This window comes from Deinococcus arboris, assembly GCF_009755355.1.
Taxonomy (GTDB): Bacteria; Deinococcota; Deinococci; order Deinococcales; family Deinococcaceae; genus Deinococcus; species Deinococcus betulae.
This window is the reverse complement of sequence record NZ_WQLB01000002.1, coordinates 181247-196885: the sequence shown is the minus strand read 5'-3', so window position 1 is coordinate 196885 and position 15639 is coordinate 181247. Positions and strand designations below refer to the sequence as shown.

Annotated in this window: 16 protein-coding genes; 4 read left to right on the top strand and 12 right to left on the bottom strand. The window is 63.3% G+C overall.

Features of this window, described 5'->3' with window-relative positions:
- Window positions 1-277: 277 nt before the first annotated feature.
- The 11 genes from GO986_RS02410 to GO986_RS02360 all read right to left on the bottom strand — a co-directional run bounded on the left by GO986_RS02410 (window position 278) and on the right by GO986_RS02360 (window position 9398).
- Window positions 278-1286, bottom strand: a protein-coding gene (locus GO986_RS02410; RefSeq protein WP_157457611.1) for an IS630 family transposase whose coding sequence is annotated in 2 segments (ribosomal slippage) — window positions 278-817 and window positions 819-1286 — 1008 coding nt in all. Because the reading frame shifts where the segments join, the coding sequence is not laid out codon by codon here.
- A gap of 319 nt (window positions 1287-1605) precedes the next feature.
- Window positions 1606-1806, bottom strand: coding sequence for a transposase (locus GO986_RS22500; protein ID WP_198170357.1), 201 nt, complete (start codon window positions 1804-1806; stop codon window positions 1606-1608).
- Between the two features lie 248 nt (window positions 1807-2054).
- Complete coding sequence (locus tag GO986_RS02400) at window positions 2055-2420, bottom strand: hypothetical protein (protein ID WP_157457610.1); 366 nt, start codon at window positions 2418-2420, stop codon at window positions 2055-2057.
- Window positions 2421-2488: 68 nt separating this feature from the next.
- Window positions 2489-3892 carry an aminotransferase-like domain-containing protein gene (locus tag GO986_RS02395; RefSeq protein WP_369409104.1) on the bottom strand — a complete coding sequence of 468 codons (1404 nt, stop codon included), beginning with the start codon at window positions 3890-3892 and terminating at the stop codon, window positions 2489-2491.
- A 47-nt stretch (window positions 3893-3939) separates the two neighbouring features.
- A complete protein-coding gene (locus GO986_RS02390; protein ID WP_157457608.1) occupies window positions 3940-4248 on the bottom strand; it encodes a hypothetical protein in 309 nt (102 codons plus the stop codon).
- 292 nt (window positions 4249-4540) lie between these two features.
- Complete coding sequence (gene leuB, locus GO986_RS02385) at window positions 4541-5599, bottom strand: 3-isopropylmalate dehydrogenase (RefSeq protein WP_157457607.1); 1059 nt, start codon at window positions 5597-5599, stop codon at window positions 4541-4543.
- 57 nt (window positions 5600-5656) lie between these two features.
- Window positions 5657-6157, bottom strand: a complete 501-nt coding sequence (locus GO986_RS02380) for a 3-isopropylmalate dehydratase small subunit (RefSeq protein ID WP_157457606.1) — start codon at window positions 6155-6157, stop codon at window positions 5657-5659.
- Between the two features lie 9 nt (window positions 6158-6166).
- Entirely contained in the window at window positions 6167-6505 is a 339-nt protein-coding gene (locus tag GO986_RS02375) for a hypothetical protein (RefSeq protein WP_157457605.1), read from the bottom strand.
- 1 nt (window position 6506) lies between these two features.
- Window positions 6507-7742, bottom strand: coding sequence for a hypothetical protein (locus GO986_RS02370; RefSeq protein WP_157457604.1), 1236 nt, complete (start codon window positions 7740-7742; stop codon window positions 6507-6509).
- Between the two features lie 214 nt (window positions 7743-7956).
- Complete coding sequence (locus tag GO986_RS02365) at window positions 7957-8121, bottom strand: hypothetical protein (protein WP_157457603.1); 165 nt, start codon at window positions 8119-8121, stop codon at window positions 7957-7959.
- 2 nt (window positions 8122-8123) lie between these two features.
- Window positions 8124-9398 (bottom strand): homoaconitate hydratase family protein, encoded by a 1275-nt coding sequence (locus GO986_RS02360; protein WP_157457602.1) that lies wholly within the window; start codon window positions 9396-9398, stop codon window positions 8124-8126.
- 301 nt (window positions 9399-9699) lie between these two features.
- Between GO986_RS02360 and GO986_RS02355 the strand changes: the two genes are divergently transcribed.
- Window positions 9700-12423 (top strand): hypothetical protein, encoded by a 2724-nt coding sequence (locus GO986_RS02355; RefSeq protein ID WP_157457601.1) that lies wholly within the window; start codon window positions 9700-9702, stop codon window positions 12421-12423.
- 51 nt (window positions 12424-12474) lie between these two features.
- Here GO986_RS02355 and GO986_RS02350 read toward each other — a convergent pair whose 3' ends face one another.
- The gene (locus GO986_RS02350) at window positions 12475-12795 is read right to left on the bottom strand and encodes a hypothetical protein (RefSeq protein WP_157457600.1); all 321 of its coding nucleotides are present in this window, start codon (window positions 12793-12795) and stop codon (window positions 12475-12477) included.
- A 175-nt stretch (window positions 12796-12970) separates the two neighbouring features.
- Here GO986_RS02350 and sdhC point away from each other — a divergent pair, with 175 nt between their 5' ends.
- The 3 genes from sdhC to sdhA are packed head-to-tail and all read left to right on the top strand — an operon-like array spanning window position 12971 to window position 15525.
- Window positions 12971-13372, top strand: a complete 402-nt coding sequence (sdhC, locus tag GO986_RS02345) for a succinate dehydrogenase, cytochrome b556 subunit (RefSeq protein ID WP_369409103.1) — start codon at window positions 12971-12973, stop codon at window positions 13370-13372.
- The gene (locus GO986_RS02340) at window positions 13372-13749 is read left to right on the top strand and encodes a succinate dehydrogenase hydrophobic membrane anchor subunit (protein WP_157457598.1); all 378 of its coding nucleotides are present in this window, start codon (window positions 13372-13374) and stop codon (window positions 13747-13749) included. Before sdhC ends, GO986_RS02340 begins: the two co-directional genes overlap by 1 nt.
- Window positions 13750-13773: 24 nt before the next feature.
- Window positions 13774-15525, top strand: a complete 1752-nt coding sequence (gene sdhA, locus GO986_RS02335) for a succinate dehydrogenase flavoprotein subunit (protein WP_157457597.1) — start codon at window positions 13774-13776, stop codon at window positions 15523-15525.
- The last annotated feature ends 114 nt before the right edge of the window (window positions 15526-15639 follow it).

Sequence of the window (15639 nt, the reverse complement as noted above, 5' to 3'; positions counted from 1 at the left end):
GCTGTTTTTGGCACTCAGTATTCAGGTGTAAGTACAGCCTCCAACTGCTGACTCTGTTCCGGCAGACAGTAGAACTCCAAGTATGGTTGCTGATGGTGCGCTGGCGGATAGGCAGTTGCGTGGTAAGGGCGTCACTGTCTCCTGATTTCTGCCGAAGTAGGGAGTACAGATTGATGTTGCTCCTTTGTTTGCTTTCGGAGGGTCGGATTGGAGCCAGCCGTGGGTGTCAGGTGTATAGAGACCTCTATAGACAGGGACGGATGGAGGCTGAGGTACCTTATTGATCGCGGCATAAATTCATATCGAACAATTGTTGTGGCAGCCCGACGTATCGCACACGCTGCCACGCCCCCACCAGCTTCTGCTTCAACATCCCGACCGTACGGGCACAAAAGTTGCCCAGAACATGACGCTTGACGTAGGCCCAGACCAACTCAATCGGATTCAGTTCCGGCGCATAGGGCGGCAAATATTCCAGCGACAAGCGTTCGTGGCTTGCCACGAACGCTTGTACGGCCTTGGCCCGGTGAATGCTCGCGTTATCCAGCACGACGACCATCTCTCCAGCCACAGGACGCAGCAGATGGTGGAGAAACCCGATGACATCGCCATGCTTGATCGCGCCGGTCTTGGTGTTCTGAAAGAAGCGCCCATCTGAAGTCATCGCCCCAATCGTCGAGAGCTTCGCCCAGTTCGCGGGCAGCGTGACCAGGGGCGTCACGCCCCTGGCCGACCACGTCCGTCGTCGCACGCCTTTCAGCGCAAAGCCCACTTCATCCAGGTAAATCAGCGTGGCGCCCTCAGCGACCTTTTTTTTTCAACTCGGGTGCCGTCTGTTCTTTCCAAGTGGCCATCCGGAGTTCATTGCGTTCTGCGGCGCGTCCATCCGGCATTTGCGGAGTCCAGCCCAGCTGGTGCAGAAGTTTGCGGACGTGATCGTGGTGATACCAGATCGCAAACCGCCGACCAATCAGCTCACTCACCCGACGAGTGGTCCAGGTCTCGTCGGGGAATCCGTGGGCGAGCGCACCCGCCTTCAGGCGGGTGCGCAGCTGCTCGTGCTGTGCGGGGGTCATCCGAGAGTGGCGACCGGTGGCGACGGTCGCCTGCAGGGTGCCTCTCTTCTTGAGGCGCGCATTCCAGGTGGTGACGGTCACAACAGAGACCCCGAAATGCTCAGCAATGTCGCGGTGGGAGTGCGTGCCCTCCTGCAACCACTTCGCAGCGGCCAATCGACGCTCTTCGAGTTGGGCACGGGTGTATCGGGTCGGCTGCCATTCCGCCATGCCTCAAGATACCAAGACGGATTTTCGCCGTTATTGATAACAGCGGTTGCAGGAACTTCGACTCGTGGCGTTCTCCACCACTAAGGACGAAGGCCATCGGCTTGCCATACCCTTCAGCGCGCAGATGAATCTTGGTACTGAACCCGCCACGGGATCGCCCCAGCGCTTCACCGTCTTGACCTCCACGTGCACTGGCGGCGCATTGATGTGCTCGAACCACGGTGCTATCGACAAAATGCATGGACGAGTCAAGCTGCCCTTGCAAGTCAGCCTCCCGTTGCAATGTTGTCCAGATCGCCTGCCAGATACCTTGAGCAGTCTAGCGACGGAAGCGACTGACCACGGTCGTCCATTTGCCAAATCGTTCTGGAACGTCACGCCAGGGTACGCCTGTGCGCAGGACCCAGACGATGCCACTGATCACTGGACGATGAGCCAGGTACGGCCGCGCTAGAGCAACAAGAGGTGGCAATGGTTCGAGACATGCCCATTGCTCATCGCTGATTTCTTCGCGCCACAACTGCAAAAGATACGCTGGTCCACCGCAGCTCTACACTTGGCTTACAAACCATAGCGGTTCAGGTCAGAAGCAAGGACGCTTCGGTAGCCTCCGGGCTTGGCAGGGCAGGGCCAGGCCACTTGCGGCTGGGGGGCTCTCAAGGCTCACCGCTGGGGCGGCGCCAGCACTCTCAGCTCTGTGACTCCCGCTTCACCCTTCCCACGACAGAGGCCCAGGCAACTTTCCCTGGGCCTCCACCTTCTTCTGCGTTACTGCCGCGCCTCTTTAATATCCAGGCGGCCCGTGAATTTGCTGTAATCCACCACCAGTTCGTATTTGCCCTGGGCGCCGTTGGCCAGCACGTTCAGGCCCCACTGGCCTTTGGGGCAGACCTGGCCGGCCACCTGCACGCCACGGGGGTCCAGCAGGCGCAGGGTGATGGTGCCCCGGTCCACCTTGCAGATGCCGCGCACCCCCAGGGTTTGCTTCTCGTCAAAGGCATTGAAGCCGTAGCGGCTCTCCCCCGTCGCGTTCAGCATGTACGTGGGGGTCAGAGTGACGTACCCAAATCGCAGACCAAACGTGAAGTACATCAGCGTCAGGACAAGGGCCAGAGCCGCAAAAAGCAAGCGCATTGTGAGTCAGTGTACTCCGCCCACACGGGGGGCGGGCGCAGAACGGCGCTGCCCCCAGCCAGGGGCGGTTACATCGGCCCAGGCCGCAGCGCGGCCCCCAGCCGGGCCGCCCCCCCGCGCAGGGCTTCAGGCGGCAGATGCGCAAACCCCAGCAACACGGCTGGCATGCCCACGCCGCTGACCAGTGGCCCCACTGGCGTCAGGCCCACTCCCTGCGCGGCGGCCCGCGCCAGCACGTCGGCCTCGGTCCAGGGAGCAGGCAGAGGGAGGTAGACATGCAGCCCGGCGGCGACAGGAGCAGCGGACCAGCCGGGCAGGGCGGCGCCCAGGGCCTCCAGCAGCACCTCTTGCCGGTGGGCCAGCACCTGCCGGGCGCGGCGCAGATGGCGGCTGTAGGCGCCGCTGCCCAGCACATCGGCCAGCGCCAGGGCGTCCAGGCGGCCCGGCACCCGGTCAGTCAGGGGGCGGGTGCCGGTTAGCACGCGCAGCACCTCGGGCGGGGCCACCAGAAACCCGCTGCGGGTCACAGGGGCCAGGCTCTTGCTGAAGCTGCCCAGCAAAATGACCCGCTCGGGAGCCAGCCCCTGCAGCACAGCAGGCGGGCGGCCCGCGTGGTGCAGGTCGGCGGCGTAATCGTCTTCCAGAATAAAGGCGCCCGTGTCCCGCGCCCAGGCCAGCAGCGCCTGCCGCCGGGCCGCGCCCAGGGTGACGGCCGTGGGGTACTGACACCCCGGCGTGACGTAGGCCAGGGTCGCTGCGCCCGGCAACCGCTCGGTCTGAAGACCTGCGCCGTCCACGGGCACCGCCACCACCTGCGCCCCGGTGGCGGCCAGAGCGGCGCGCGCGCCCGGATAGGTGGGGTCCTCGGCCACCGCCACCCGCCCCGGTTCCAGAAACACGCGGGCCAGGGCGTCCAACGCGCCCTGCGTGCCGCCGGTCAGCATCACCATATCGGGCGTGACCTGCGCCCCGGCCGAGGCATTCAGGTGCGCGGCCAAGGCGCGGCGGGTGTCCAGCGGCCCCAGCGGATCGGAGTCCCCGCCGCGCGTGGCCTGCCCGGCGCGGCGGGCGAGCGCCTGCGTCCACGGCCCTTCGGGGTACAGCTCGGGGACCGGCTGGCCCACCCGGAAATCCACGGCGAAGGTGCCGCCCACTTCCTGCACCTGTCCGGCCAGGGCGCGCTGGGCCCAGCGGCTCAGGGGCAAGGCAGCCGGCATGGGGGGCGCGGCCGTCAGGGGCGGCGCGCTAACGACCGTGCCGCTGCGGCCCAGGGCGCGCACGTACCCTTCGGCCTCCAGCTGGGTCAGGGCGTCCACCAGGGTGTTGCGCGACACGCCCAGCGCGCCGGCCAGGCGGCGGTGACCGGGCAGGCGAGCCCCCTCGGGAATCAGGCCGCGCGACACGGCCTCACGCAGCAGGCGGGCGGTGTGGGCGCGGCGCGTTTCGCCGGGCTGTGCGGGCGGGAGCGGCAGGTCTTCCAGCCAGGCGCCACTGGCCTCTGTGCTGGTGGGGAACGTGCTCAGCGGCGCAGCTCCCGTTCCAGCCAGGCGCGCTGCCCGCCTTCAGCTTCCAGCGCCTGCCCAGCCAGCATCAAAAAGCGCTCGGCGGCAGCTTCGGCGGCCGCCAGGGTGGTTCCGTACGTGGCCGGGTCGCGCAGCAGTTCACGCAGCAGCGGAAAGACCGGCGTGGCCGGGTGCAGCGTTGCTCCCACCTGCACATCGGCGGGCCAGTTCAGCAGCCAGTCCAGGGCGTGGGGCGCAGGTTCCAGCACGCAGCCGCCAGGGTAAGGAATCCGGCCCGGCGCAGGAAAGGTCACGGCGTCACTCATGCTGCCAGCATGCGCCTCAGGAGACAGGGTTGACCAGAGAGAAGAGCACGAAAGGAGGTTTAGCCGAGGGACAGTGACGCAACTGGCGAACGGTTGACAGGCGGCCCTCTTCCAGATGGCTGTGCTGCTGCCGGGACAGGACAGAGCAGGGCCGCTCTCTCCCTAACTCTGTCCTCTCCACACTCAGAGACCGCCGTTCCGAACGCCAGAAACACCCAACGCCGCAGCTGCTCCCCAGTACACCACACAGAAAAGAGGCCGCACGGGCCTCTCTTCTCCTTTCCCGTCCTGTTTAACCCACCGCTGGAGAGGTTTCCAGGGCGCTCAGCACAGCGCGGGTAAAGGTCGCCGTATCGGCCTGGCCGCCCAGATCGCGCGTGGGGTGCGCCCGCAGAGCCAGGGCCACGGCGCGGTCAATCTGGTTGGCGGCGTCGGGGCGTTTCAGGCCGTGGCGCAGCAGCATGCCGGCGCTCTGAATGGCGGCGGCGGGGTTGGCGATGCCTTTGCCGGCAATATCCGGCGCGCTCCCGTGAATCGGCTCGAATAGTCCTGCACCGTCGCCCAGCGACGCGCTCGGCATCAGGCCCAGGCTGCCCGGAATCACGGCGGCCAGGTCGCTGAGGATGTCGCCAAACAGGTTTTCCGTAACGATCACGTCGTAGCGGCTGGGGTTGGCCACGATGAGCATGGCCACGCTGTCCACATACTCATGGTTCAGGTGCACCGTGCGGTACGAGCGGTCACGCAGCGCCTGCACGTCGCGGCGCCACAGTTCAGAAACCTCCAGCACGTTTGCCTTGTCCACACTGGTGACGCGGCCCTTTCGCTGCTCGGCGGCCCAGAACGCGACTTTGGCGACCCGCTCCACCTCTGGGGTGGTGTACCGCATGGTGTTGTAGGCCGCCCCACCCTCAATCTGACGGTCCCCATCAAAGTAGATGCCGCCCAGCAGCTCGCGCACAATCAGGATGTCCACGCCGCGCGCCAGATCGGGTTTCAGGGGCGAGAGGTGTTCCAGGCCTGGCTGAACGCGCACCGGGCGCAGGTTGGCGTAGCAGCCCAGTTCTTTGCGCAGCGCCAGCAGGCCGGATTCTGGCCGCAGGGCGCGCGGCAGGCTGTTCCAGGGGCTGTCGTGCGCGCCGCCCACCGTGCCCAGAAGCACCGCATCGGCGTCTTTTAGGGCGTCACGGGTGCGCGGGGGCAAGGGGTCACCGTACTGGTCATAGGCGCCGCCGCCAATGGCATGTTCTTCCAGGGTCAGGTCGGGGGCCACTTCGCGCAGCACGGCCACCGCCGCCGCCGTGATTTCGGGGCCGATGCCGTCGCCTGGCAGGGTCACAACTTTGGACATAGAAACTCCTTTGAAGGGGTGTGGGAGGTTGACTGGGTGAGCCGAGAGGAAAAAACCCTACAGCCTCCGCTCTACACCTTCTTGCTCTTTCATATATTCCAGCCAGCCGCCCGCCTGTTGCACGTCCAGGGCAAACTGGGGCACTGGCACGAAGGTCAGGGTCTGCCCGGTGCGGGTGTTGGTGATGGTGCCGCCGGCCAGGTCCAGCTCGGCCGGGTCGCGGTCCTGAAAGGCCTCAACGATCCCCTCGCATTCCAGGGCCAGAAAGCCGTTGTTGATGGCGTTGCGGTAGAAGATGCGCGCAAAGTTGGGGGCAATCACAGCCCCAACCCCCGCCCCCCGCAGCGCCCACACCGCATGTTCACGGCTGGACCCGCAGCCAAAGTCGGCCCCAGCCACGATGATGTCACCCGCCTGAACGCGGCGCACAAAGCCCTGGTCGTAATCTTCCATCGCGTATTTCGCCAGTTCGCTTTCTATGTCGGTGGTCAGGTGGCGGGCGGGAATGATTTCGTCGGTGTTGATGTGATCGCGGGCAAAGACATGCACGGTGGGCATAGAAACTCCTTAGGCAGAAAACGCAAGATTCAACAGAAGAGTCGAGGCGCCCGTGACCGGAACACCCAGGGGCGGCCATATCGTCGGACGCTGGTGGTACAGCGCGGCGGCCAAGCCCAGACAGATCAGCCACAGCGCTGCCCACAGCACCCATGACACCGGAAAGGTCAGGTGACGCCACGCCACCGATTCATCCAGGGTGAATTTCATCAGCAGAGCGATAGGCACTGCAGTCACCGCGCTGGCCTGCACCAGCCGAGCCCAGTCCAAAGGCCAGCGCCACAGGCCGTAGCTCAGCCAGGCGGCCCACAGCAGGGCGCCCAGGCTAAGCAGGCCCGGCACGGTCATCTCAGGCGTCTCCAGCGGCGAAGGCCCGCAATTCCTCGGGCACTTCCTCGCCGTACAGGTCGCGCCAGGCAGCCCCGTCAAAGGTCACCTCGGATTCCATAAAGGTCTGGGCCAGCGGGTCGGGGTCCGTCAGGGCGTCCACCGGCACGTCCAGCCGCACGGCCACGGGCACCGGCAGCGCGGCGCCTTCGGGAACGCTCAGTTCGTCCGCAAAGGTGCCCAGCAGCAGTTCAGTGGTCCACTCGGCCCACTCGGCCGGGTCGCCGGCCCCGGTGGCGTCTTTCAGTTCGGTGCGCAGGCGCTCGGCGTCCTCATCGGGTACCTCGCCGGGCGCCCACTCTATGCGGCCATCGGCGTAGACAGTGACCGCCACCGTATCCAGGTCAAAGATGTCTGCCAGTTCAGGGGGAAGGCCGTCCTCGGTGGCCTCGCCGTCTTCATAGGAAATCCAGGTGTCACCGTTTTCGGTGTAGCTGCTGCCGCCCGCCTGCGGGGTGACCTCGACATTGCCCAGGGTGGCGAAGGCCAGGCTCAGGGGCGACTGCAAGGGTGCGGGCTGGCGCAATTCAAAGGTCACCCGCCGGGCCAGCGGGGCAGGCGCCGCCCCATCCTGCACGGCGTCCTGGTGCAGGGCCAGCCAGCCGGCGTCGTCCTCGCCGTGCCACTCGCGCGTCAGGGCTTCCAGGGCTTCAAGCAGTTCGGCGGGTGGCTCGGGTTCGATGTCCACGCGGCCCTCGCGCCACTGCTCGGCGCGGTAGGCGGCCACCACCTCACCCTGAAGGCGCGCCGCCGGGTGCTGCATCAGGTAATTCAGGGCCGCGCGGGGGTCGGCGTTAGATGGAAACGAGGTCCACCTCTGGCCGTCAAACGAGTGCCCTTCCTCACGGACCCGCACCCGGCCACCTTCCACGCGCAGGTCGCGGCCCTCGGGTTTGGCTCCAATCGCCAGTTCGCCGGTTAGGCGGCGGTGCGGCGGCACGGGAATGGTGTCCACATCCTCGGCGGTGTCCAGAAACTTGTCTACCCGCCCGTGCATGACCAGTTGCGTGCGGTAAGCGCTGTTCCAGGCCGCGCCGTAGGGGTGCGCCAGCTTCAGGGCCGACGCCAACTCTTCTCGCAGCCGGGCGTCCTCGGGGGCCCTGACGAACGTCAGCACCCCATCGGCGTCCATCAGGGCTTCAAAGGGATGCACGGCGGGCATCAGGCCCAGTTGTTTGCGTCGTTTGGCTTCTCCCATAGCGGTTAGCTTAGACCGGCCTGCGCGGCCTGCGGCGGGGCGAGGCGGCGAGGCCCTAGGCCCGTAACCGTTCGCGCAGCGCCCACACCACGACGAACAGCGCTATGGGCATGACGGGCGACGCCCCTAACTTCAGGAAGCCCACCAGCACCAGCGCACTGGCACCTGCCACGGCAGCTTGCCGGGCGACCTCCCAGAACCGGGCGCCAGAACACTACCAGGCCATGAAAAGGACGAGCGCCAGCACCAGGCCTCCGGGCACTGCCTGCGCCGCGCGCCTGGACAGCGGCAGTCGCTCGGCGCCCAGCAGGCGAAAGGCCAAGACCATACAGGCCAGCACGTAGCCCCCAAACAATCCTCCCTGCGCCCAGATCTCCACTGTTAATCGGCAGCATTGTACTCACGCGGGTCGCTGATGTAGCCCGCAATGGCGCTGGCAGCCACCGTCGCCGGACTGGCCAGGTAAATCTGCGCGCTGGGGTCGCCCATGCGGCCCACGAAATTGCGGTTGGAACTGGAGATACACACGTCGTCCGGGCCCAGCACCCCCGAATGCATGCCCAGGCAGGCCCCGCAACTGGGGTAGCTGACGCTGGCGCCGGCATCCACGAAGACTTCTAACAGGCCTTCCTGCGCCGCCTGTTTCCAGATGGCCTGGGTGGCGGGCACCACGATCATCTGCACGTTCTCGGCCACCTTGCGGCCCCGCAGAATCCGCGCCACATCGCGCAGGTCGCTGATCCGGCCGTTGGTACAGCTGCCCACGTAGGCGTGGGTCACGGCGATCTGGTCGCTGCCTGCCACCCGCCCGTTGCTGGGAATATGGGGGTAGGCCACGGTAGGTTCGACCGAGCTGGCGTCAACCTCGACCACCACCTTGTAGGCTGCGTCCGGGTCGGAGTGATATTCGGTGTACTGCTCGGGCGAGACGCCGCGCGCCGACATATAGGCCCGCGTGGTGTCATCCACCGCCACGATGCCGGTTTTGCCGCCGGCCTCAATCGCCATGTTGGTGAGGGTGAAGCGGCCTTCCATGTCCAGGGCGTCGATGTAGTCCCCGACCCACTCCATGACCATGTAGTTGGCGCCGTCAGCCCCAATCCGCTTGATGACCTCCAGCACGATGTCCTTGGGCGTGACGCCGGGCTGCGTCTGCCCCGTGACCCGGATGAGCATGGTCTCAGGTACCTTGAACCAGACCTTGCCCGCATAGATGGCGCCGGCCAGGTCGGTGCTGCCCACGCCTGTGGCAAAGGCGCCCAGCGCCCCGGCGTTGCAGGTGTGGCTGTCGCCACTGACCAGCGTCTGCCCCGGCTTCATCAGGCCCGTGTTTTCCAGCACCACATGGGCAATGCCGCCGCGCCCCACGTCGTAGAAGTGCTTGATACCCTTGGCCTGCACCCAGCTCTTGAGTTTCTGGTACATCTTGGCGGCCTTGATGTTCATGGCGGGAACGCTGTGGTCGGGGACCGCCACAATCTGGTCAGGATTGAACACCTGGTCCATGCCGCGTTCTTCCAGCATGCGCAGCGCAGCGGGCGTGGTGATTTCGTGGCACAGGACCCAGTCGGTGGCGCACTCCAGCAGTTGGCCGGGCACCACCCGGTCGTGCCCACTGTGCGCCGCCAGAATCTTTTCCGCAATAGTCATTCCCATAAGAACCCCTCCAAACAAAAAGCCCCCGGCGCAGGTGGCCGGGGGCGTGGTGAATGAACGCTAGGCTGCGCTCAACGCCCCCAACGAAGAAGAAGGTTGGTCTGGGCGGTGAACATGGCGGCAGTGTACGGGGTATGGCAAAGGGGCTGGAAAATTGGTGTAGATGGGTGCGAACCAGCAAAGTTGCCTGATGACTTTCTGATGAGAGGGCTGCCCCCGTCGGGTGGGTGAGCTGGTCGGCGAGTCAGTGGTCAACTTCGCATGTCAAACCGTTTAAGGTCCATTAGAATCCTGAGCGGCTATGAAGAAACTGCACCTTCCCACCGCCATGCTGGGCCTGACCGTTCTGCTGACCGCCTGCCCTCAGCCTGATCCGCCACAGCCTCCTAAAACAACTCCCTTCGCCCTCACGGTCAATCTGACTGGTGTCAGCTCTGCACCTGTCAAGGTCACGAACATCACGACGAATATCGTCTTGAATGAAGGTGCGCTGGCCAGTGGGAAGACGTTCAGCGACCTGAGCGCCAGCACTGTGCTGAAGATTGAGCCCGGTGCAGTGAACGGGTATACCGCGCCTGCGGCGCAGACCGTGACGCTGGACGCGAACAAGACGGTGACGCTGGAGTACAAGGCCGTACAAGCCCCCGGCAACGCTGTTAAGAATGACAGCATTCAGGGCACGGTGACAGGCATTCCTTACGCGGGTAAAGTCGTGCTAGCCGATTTCAACAGTTTTGATCTGAAGAACGTAGGCACACTGAGCAATTCGGGGACTGTAGGCCTCTCGCTGACACAGGTTCCAACCTATCTTGGCCAATTTTTGCCCACCTCGGTGCCAGGATGCACTTTCACTGGCACTGCCAGCGCTAACCCTAATGTGGCTCTGTTCTCCTCACTGGACGTCTTGAGCGCCCAGGATGATCTGCTAGCCTCAATCACTGAAACTGTGATCGCTGGCGCTTCCAACAACAGTACCATCGCCCGGCTGTACAGCGCCTCGGCTGCCACTATCAAGGGAACAATCAGCTGCGGCGGCGTTTTCGCTATTGACCTCACTCTGCAGGCGGGCTGGAACGCCGCCGTGCTGACGCCCACTACATCCGGTTTCAGCCTGAATAACATCACTGCTGACATACGTACCCAGTTACGTGGCGAGATGTACAAGCCTAGCGTCACGGCTCAGCTGCCTAATACCGCGCTTGATTTCACCGCCAATGACACTGTGACTGTTCCAGTGAGCTTTTATCAGGACGGGGCCTTTAACGGTCAGGTCAGCCTGAGCACTGATGTTCCTGGCTTAACTGTGGAACCTACCACGTTGACACTTCCCACACTCAGCACCCAGAGTGCAGGTGCAGCGGCTTACCTGCGGGGCCTCGGCCTCGCACCACAGCGCGTCACTACTAATCTCACCTTTCGTTACAACGGGGGTTCTGCTCAGGGGTCATTCCGCCTAATCGTGAAAAACGACGCGAATATAGAGGTAGGCGGAGGCAGCGGCACTGTTGATGCGCGGCGCCCAGGTATTGGGCTGAGCGTCTACGACACATACAATCTCGTCCTGCGCCCTGAGAAGACGCTCAATATTAACGTCAACGCCCAGAGCATGAATGGCTTCAGCGGAGACGTGACTTTCAGCGCCACTGACCTGCCCGCAGGTGTGACGGTTACGCCAGTCACTAAATCTCTCAGCGGCTTCACTTCGGCGCCCGTTACACTTCAGGCCGCTGCCACTGTGGCACCCGGCACCTATAAAATCACCATGACAGCCGAAGGCAAGGGGGGGGTCAGGGCCACAACCAAGGTGGACATTACTGTCCCCAAACCAGGCGTGACTCTGTCTGCACCCGCCTACAGCACCGCTGCGGCTTACCAAGGCAGTGAAAGTACCGTTTCGGTCGATGTCAGGAGCATTGAAGGCTTTACTGGCGCCACCACCGTGACCTTGACAGACCTGCCCGCAGGCGTGAGCGCCACAGCCAAATCAGTCAATGTGACTCCCGGAGCCACTACGACAGTGCAAATTCCTATCCAAGTCACGGCCGACGCGCCGCTAGGCACCATCACTGTGCGCCTAAGCAGCCCTGACCTGGTCCCAGGCACTGGAACAGATACCGTGCAGTTGACAGTGCGGCCGGCACGTAAATTCATCGGCACCTTCGTCAACCAATCGGCACGCGCTAATGAAGGCGTCTGGATTTCAGGTAACTCGACTTACAACAGCGACACCAATTCTTATACCTCGGCGTTCTCCCGATTCACGGTGGCTGGCGAGGCGGTTTCAACCACGTTGTCCAGTTCGCCGGTGAACCTCGTGACAGCTGAAGGCGGCGTGGTCGTGCTGAGCAGTCCCTCGGAAACAAGTTCGCCTGCCGTCTTTATAGACAATGCAGGGGCAAAGACCAATCTGCCCGCACTGAATGTCGCGCTGAGCGCCATCGCCGAGCAGACAGACACCCAGGGGCGCGTCTGGTTGGTGCGGCGTAGTAGCAACAGCAGTGGTTATGTTCAGATTCTGGCTATCTGGACACCGAGCACTGGCGCCGTGCAAGATGTTCAGACGCTCAGCAACACCAATTATACTGGTGGCCGCTTTGCACTGAGTCCTGACGGCAAGTCAGCTGTTTACCTGGACTACGACTTGTTGAAAATTAATACAGTAACCAGCACTGTCAGTCCTCTCACACGACCATCCATGGCCCGGACAGCCGTTATCGCCAACACGGGCACCGTTTGGACTAACACCTACGGCGAGCTAATTCGTTTTAACGATGACGGCACGCAGACCAAATACAATTTTCCGGGAGATACGTTAGCTGGGTTTGATGCCAAAGACCCTACTACCCTCTGGAGCCGCTCTTACGGGAGTATTATCAAGTTCAATACCTCAACAGGCACTTCTATAACCCTCAGTTTTAACAGCATTCAGAATGCTCTTCCCTCTCCTGCTGGTGGCCTTTACGTGATCAATAGTGAATACACCATGTCAGGTTCAAACAACTACTACCTCTCTCTGATGAAATGACAGTTGAGAGAAGCCGCCTCTGAAGATCAGAGGCGGCTTCTCTATCTCCATTCACCCCAGATCCAGGTCAATCACCGGCAGCGCAGCCTCAGCCTTCACTAGCTCCGGGCTGCGCTGAACATTTGGAATAGCCACCGGCGTACTGCGGTCCACCGGCTCATGGACCTGCCCAGGCCGCACCCAGACGGTGCCGGGGCCAGCAGGACCGCCCAGTGGGCGCGGGCTTCGGGGCTGGGCCTGCTGGCGGGCGGCGCGGATGATGCCGTCTACTTCTTCTTTACTCAGCAGGCCTTTTTGTTCTAGGGTGCCCAGAATGCCCAGCACCATTTTGCGGGTGAACTCGGCTTCTGTGGCAGGGTCTTTGGTGCTCATAGGCAACAGGGTAGCGCGGAAGTGGCGCCCCACCAGGGCGCGCGGCGTTCCGTGAAGTGGGCCAGGGCACGGACGACGAACAGCTGGAGAATGATATCCTTGTGCCCGTCTGAAAGCGTGGTGTGAACGGTCACCCACACGGCATAACAGGTCGCCCTACAGTGGCTGAGGGCGAATCAGGTCGGCAACACAGGGCAAAGCTGCCGAGGAGGAGTTAAGGATGTACCGAGGAAGAGAAGGGCAGTGGGCCTTCCTGCTTCACCGCCTGTCAGGGCTGGCGATTCTGACTTATTTGCTGCTGCACGTCTTCAGCATTGGGTCGTTTATTTTTGGCGAGCGCTTTTACATGGCCATTCACGAGACCTACGACCTGTGGCCGTTTCGGATTGGGCTGTTGTTTGTCACGGCTGGCGTGGTGTACCACGCATTTAACGGCCTGCGCATCATCATCATGGACTTTACGGGGTTTGGCGTCGCCTACCAGCGGCAGATGTGGTACGGCGTGCTGCTGATTAGCGTGGTGGCCTTTATTGGCGCGGCCTGGACGCTGTACCCGCGCCTGATAGGAGGCTACTGATGATTCGCGCCCGCACCTTCACCGATGCCCGGCAGCAGTCCCACAACAATGCCGAACTGAACTGGTGGATTTTCATGCGGATCAGCGGCCTGATTCTGGTGTTTCTGATTCTGGGGCACATCTACATGACCTTTATTCAGGTCAGTGAATCGGACGCCACCTTTGACGCTGTGGTCAATAAACTCGCCAGCCCCGCCTGGAAGTTCTACGACTGGCTGATCCTGGCCCTGTCCCTGATGCACGGGGCCAACGGCGCGCGCTACTCCATTGAAGATTACGTGCGCTCACGCCCCAACCGGGCCTGGGTCAAAGGCGTGTTTTACACCGTCATTGCCCTGGTGTTCGCGTTTGGCACTGTGGGCCTGTTCTCCATCTAATCCGGCAAAGGAAGACTGAAAATTATGCATCATCGTTATGACGTGCTGGTGGTCGGCGCAGGCGGCGCAGGGCTGATGGCCGCGCTGTACGCCGCCAAGGGCAACGTGAGCGTGGCCTGCATTTCCAAGCTGTACCCCACCCGCTCACACACGGGCGCGGCGCAGGGCGGCATCGGCGCGGCGCTGGGCAACGTGCAAGAAGACCACTGGGAATGGCACATGTTCGACACCGTCAAGGGCGGCGACTACCTGACTGACCAGGACGCGGCCGAGGTGTTCGCCAAGGACATCATTGACGCTGTGTACGAGCTGGAACACATGGGTCTGCCCTTTTCGCGTACGCCCGAGGGCAAGATTGCCCAGCGCAAGTTCGGCGGCCACACCCGCGACTTCGGCAAGGCGGCCGTGGAGCGCAGCTGCTACGCCAAGGACCGCACGGGCCACATGATTCTGCAGACGCTGTACCAGCAGAACGTCAAGGCGGGCACCACTTTCTTTAACGAGTTCCACGTCACCGACCTGCTGATTGAGGATGGCCGCTGCCGGGGCCTGGTGGCCTACGAGCTGTCCACCGGCGAGTTGCATACCTTCCACGCCAAGGCCGTCATTCTGGCGGCAGGCGGCTACGGGCGCGTGTTCAAAATCACCTCGAACGCCCTGACCCTGACCGGCGACCTGATGAGCATCTACTACCGCAAGGGATTGCCGCTGGAAGACATGGAGTTCTACCAGTTTCACCCCACGGGCCTGGCTAAGCTGGGTATCCTCGTCACCGAAGGCATTCGCGGTGAGGGCGGCATTCTGCGCAATGACAGCGGTGAGCGCTTCATGGAGCGCTACGCCCCCACCATTAAAGACCTGGCGCCACGCGACATCGTGTCGCGCTCGATCATCACGGAAATTCGCGAGGGCCGGGGCGTGGGCCGCGACAAGGACGCCGTCAACATTGACCTGACGCACCTGCCACGCGAGGTGATTGAAGGCAAGCTAGCCGAAATTACCGACCTGGCGCGGACGTACCTGGGCATGGACCCGGTCAAGGATCTGGTGCCGATTCAGCCCACGGCGCACTACGCGATGGGCGGTATTCCCACTGACCTCAACGGCCTGTGCCTGAGTGACGGGTCGGGCGGCAGCATTGAAGGGCTGTATGCGGCGGGCGAGCAGGCCTGCGTCTCGCTGCACGGCGCCAATCGCCTGGGCACCAACAGCCTGGGGGACCTCGTGGTGTTCGGCCGCCGGGCGGGCATCTACGCCGCGCAGTACGCCCGTCAAGTCGAATACCCCGATATGCCCGAAAGCGCTCAGCGAGACAGTCAGGACCTGCTGGACCGCCTGCGCGACGCCAGTGGCAAAGACAACGCCGCCGCCATCCGCAAGGAACTTCAAGAATCCATGATGAACAACGTCGGGATCTTCCGGAACGGCAAGGACATGGAAAAACAGGTCGGCATTGTGCAGGAACTGAAGGCGCGTTACCGCAACGTCAGCGTGTCGGACCCCAGCCGCCGCTACAACAGCGAGCTGATCGAGGCGATGGAACTGGGCTTTATGCTCGACTGCGCCGAAGCCATGACCAGCAGCGCCCTGAACCGCACGGAATCGCGCGGCGCCCACGACCGCGAGGACTACGCCGAGCGCGACGACACCAACTGGCTGAAGCACACCATGGCCTACAAAGATCTGAACAACGACGGCAACGTCGTCATCGGCTACAAGCCGGTGGCCCTCAAGGGCTTCACACGGGCCTTTGAACCTAAACCGCGCGTGTACTGACCCGTCTCTGCCCGGTGAAGGGGCTCTTTGCTCACCCTTCACCCCAGGCAAAGCGAGTAGGAAGAAGAGGCCGGACTTCCCTGGAGGCCCCGCAAATGAGCCGCCATGAACGCG

Coding starts and splice junctions, on each gene's coding strand:
- GO986_RS02400 (WP_157457610.1), bottom strand. CDS start 2,420: ATGCGCTTGCTTTTTGCGGCTCTGGCCCTTGTCCTGACGCTGATGTAC.
- GO986_RS02390 (WP_157457608.1), bottom strand. CDS start 4,248: ATGAGTGACGCCGTGACCTTTCCTGCGCCGGGCCGGATTCCTTACCCT.
- leuB (WP_157457607.1), bottom strand. CDS start 5,599: ATGTCCAAAGTTGTGACCCTGCCAGGCGACGGCATCGGCCCCGAAATC.
- GO986_RS02380 (WP_157457606.1), bottom strand. CDS start 6,157: ATGCCCACCGTGCATGTCTTTGCCCGCGATCACATCAACACCGACGAA.
- GO986_RS02375 (WP_157457605.1), bottom strand. CDS start 6,505: ATGACCGTGCCGGGCCTGCTTAGCCTGGGCGCCCTGCTGTGGGCCGCC.
- GO986_RS02370 (WP_157457604.1), bottom strand. CDS start 7,742: ATGGGAGAAGCCAAACGACGCAAACAACTGGGCCTGATGCCCGCCGTG.
- GO986_RS02360 (WP_157457602.1), bottom strand. CDS start 9,398: ATGGGAATGACTATTGCGGAAAAGATTCTGGCGGCGCACAGTGGGCAC.
- GO986_RS02355 (WP_157457601.1), top strand. CDS start 9,700: ATGAAGAAACTGCACCTTCCCACCGCCATGCTGGGCCTGACCGTTCTG.
- GO986_RS02350 (WP_157457600.1), bottom strand. CDS start 12,795: ATGAGCACCAAAGACCCTGCCACAGAAGCCGAGTTCACCCGCAAAATG.
- GO986_RS02340 (WP_157457598.1), top strand. CDS start 13,372: ATGATTCGCGCCCGCACCTTCACCGATGCCCGGCAGCAGTCCCACAAC.
- sdhA (WP_157457597.1), top strand. CDS start 13,774: ATGCATCATCGTTATGACGTGCTGGTGGTCGGCGCAGGCGGCGCAGGG.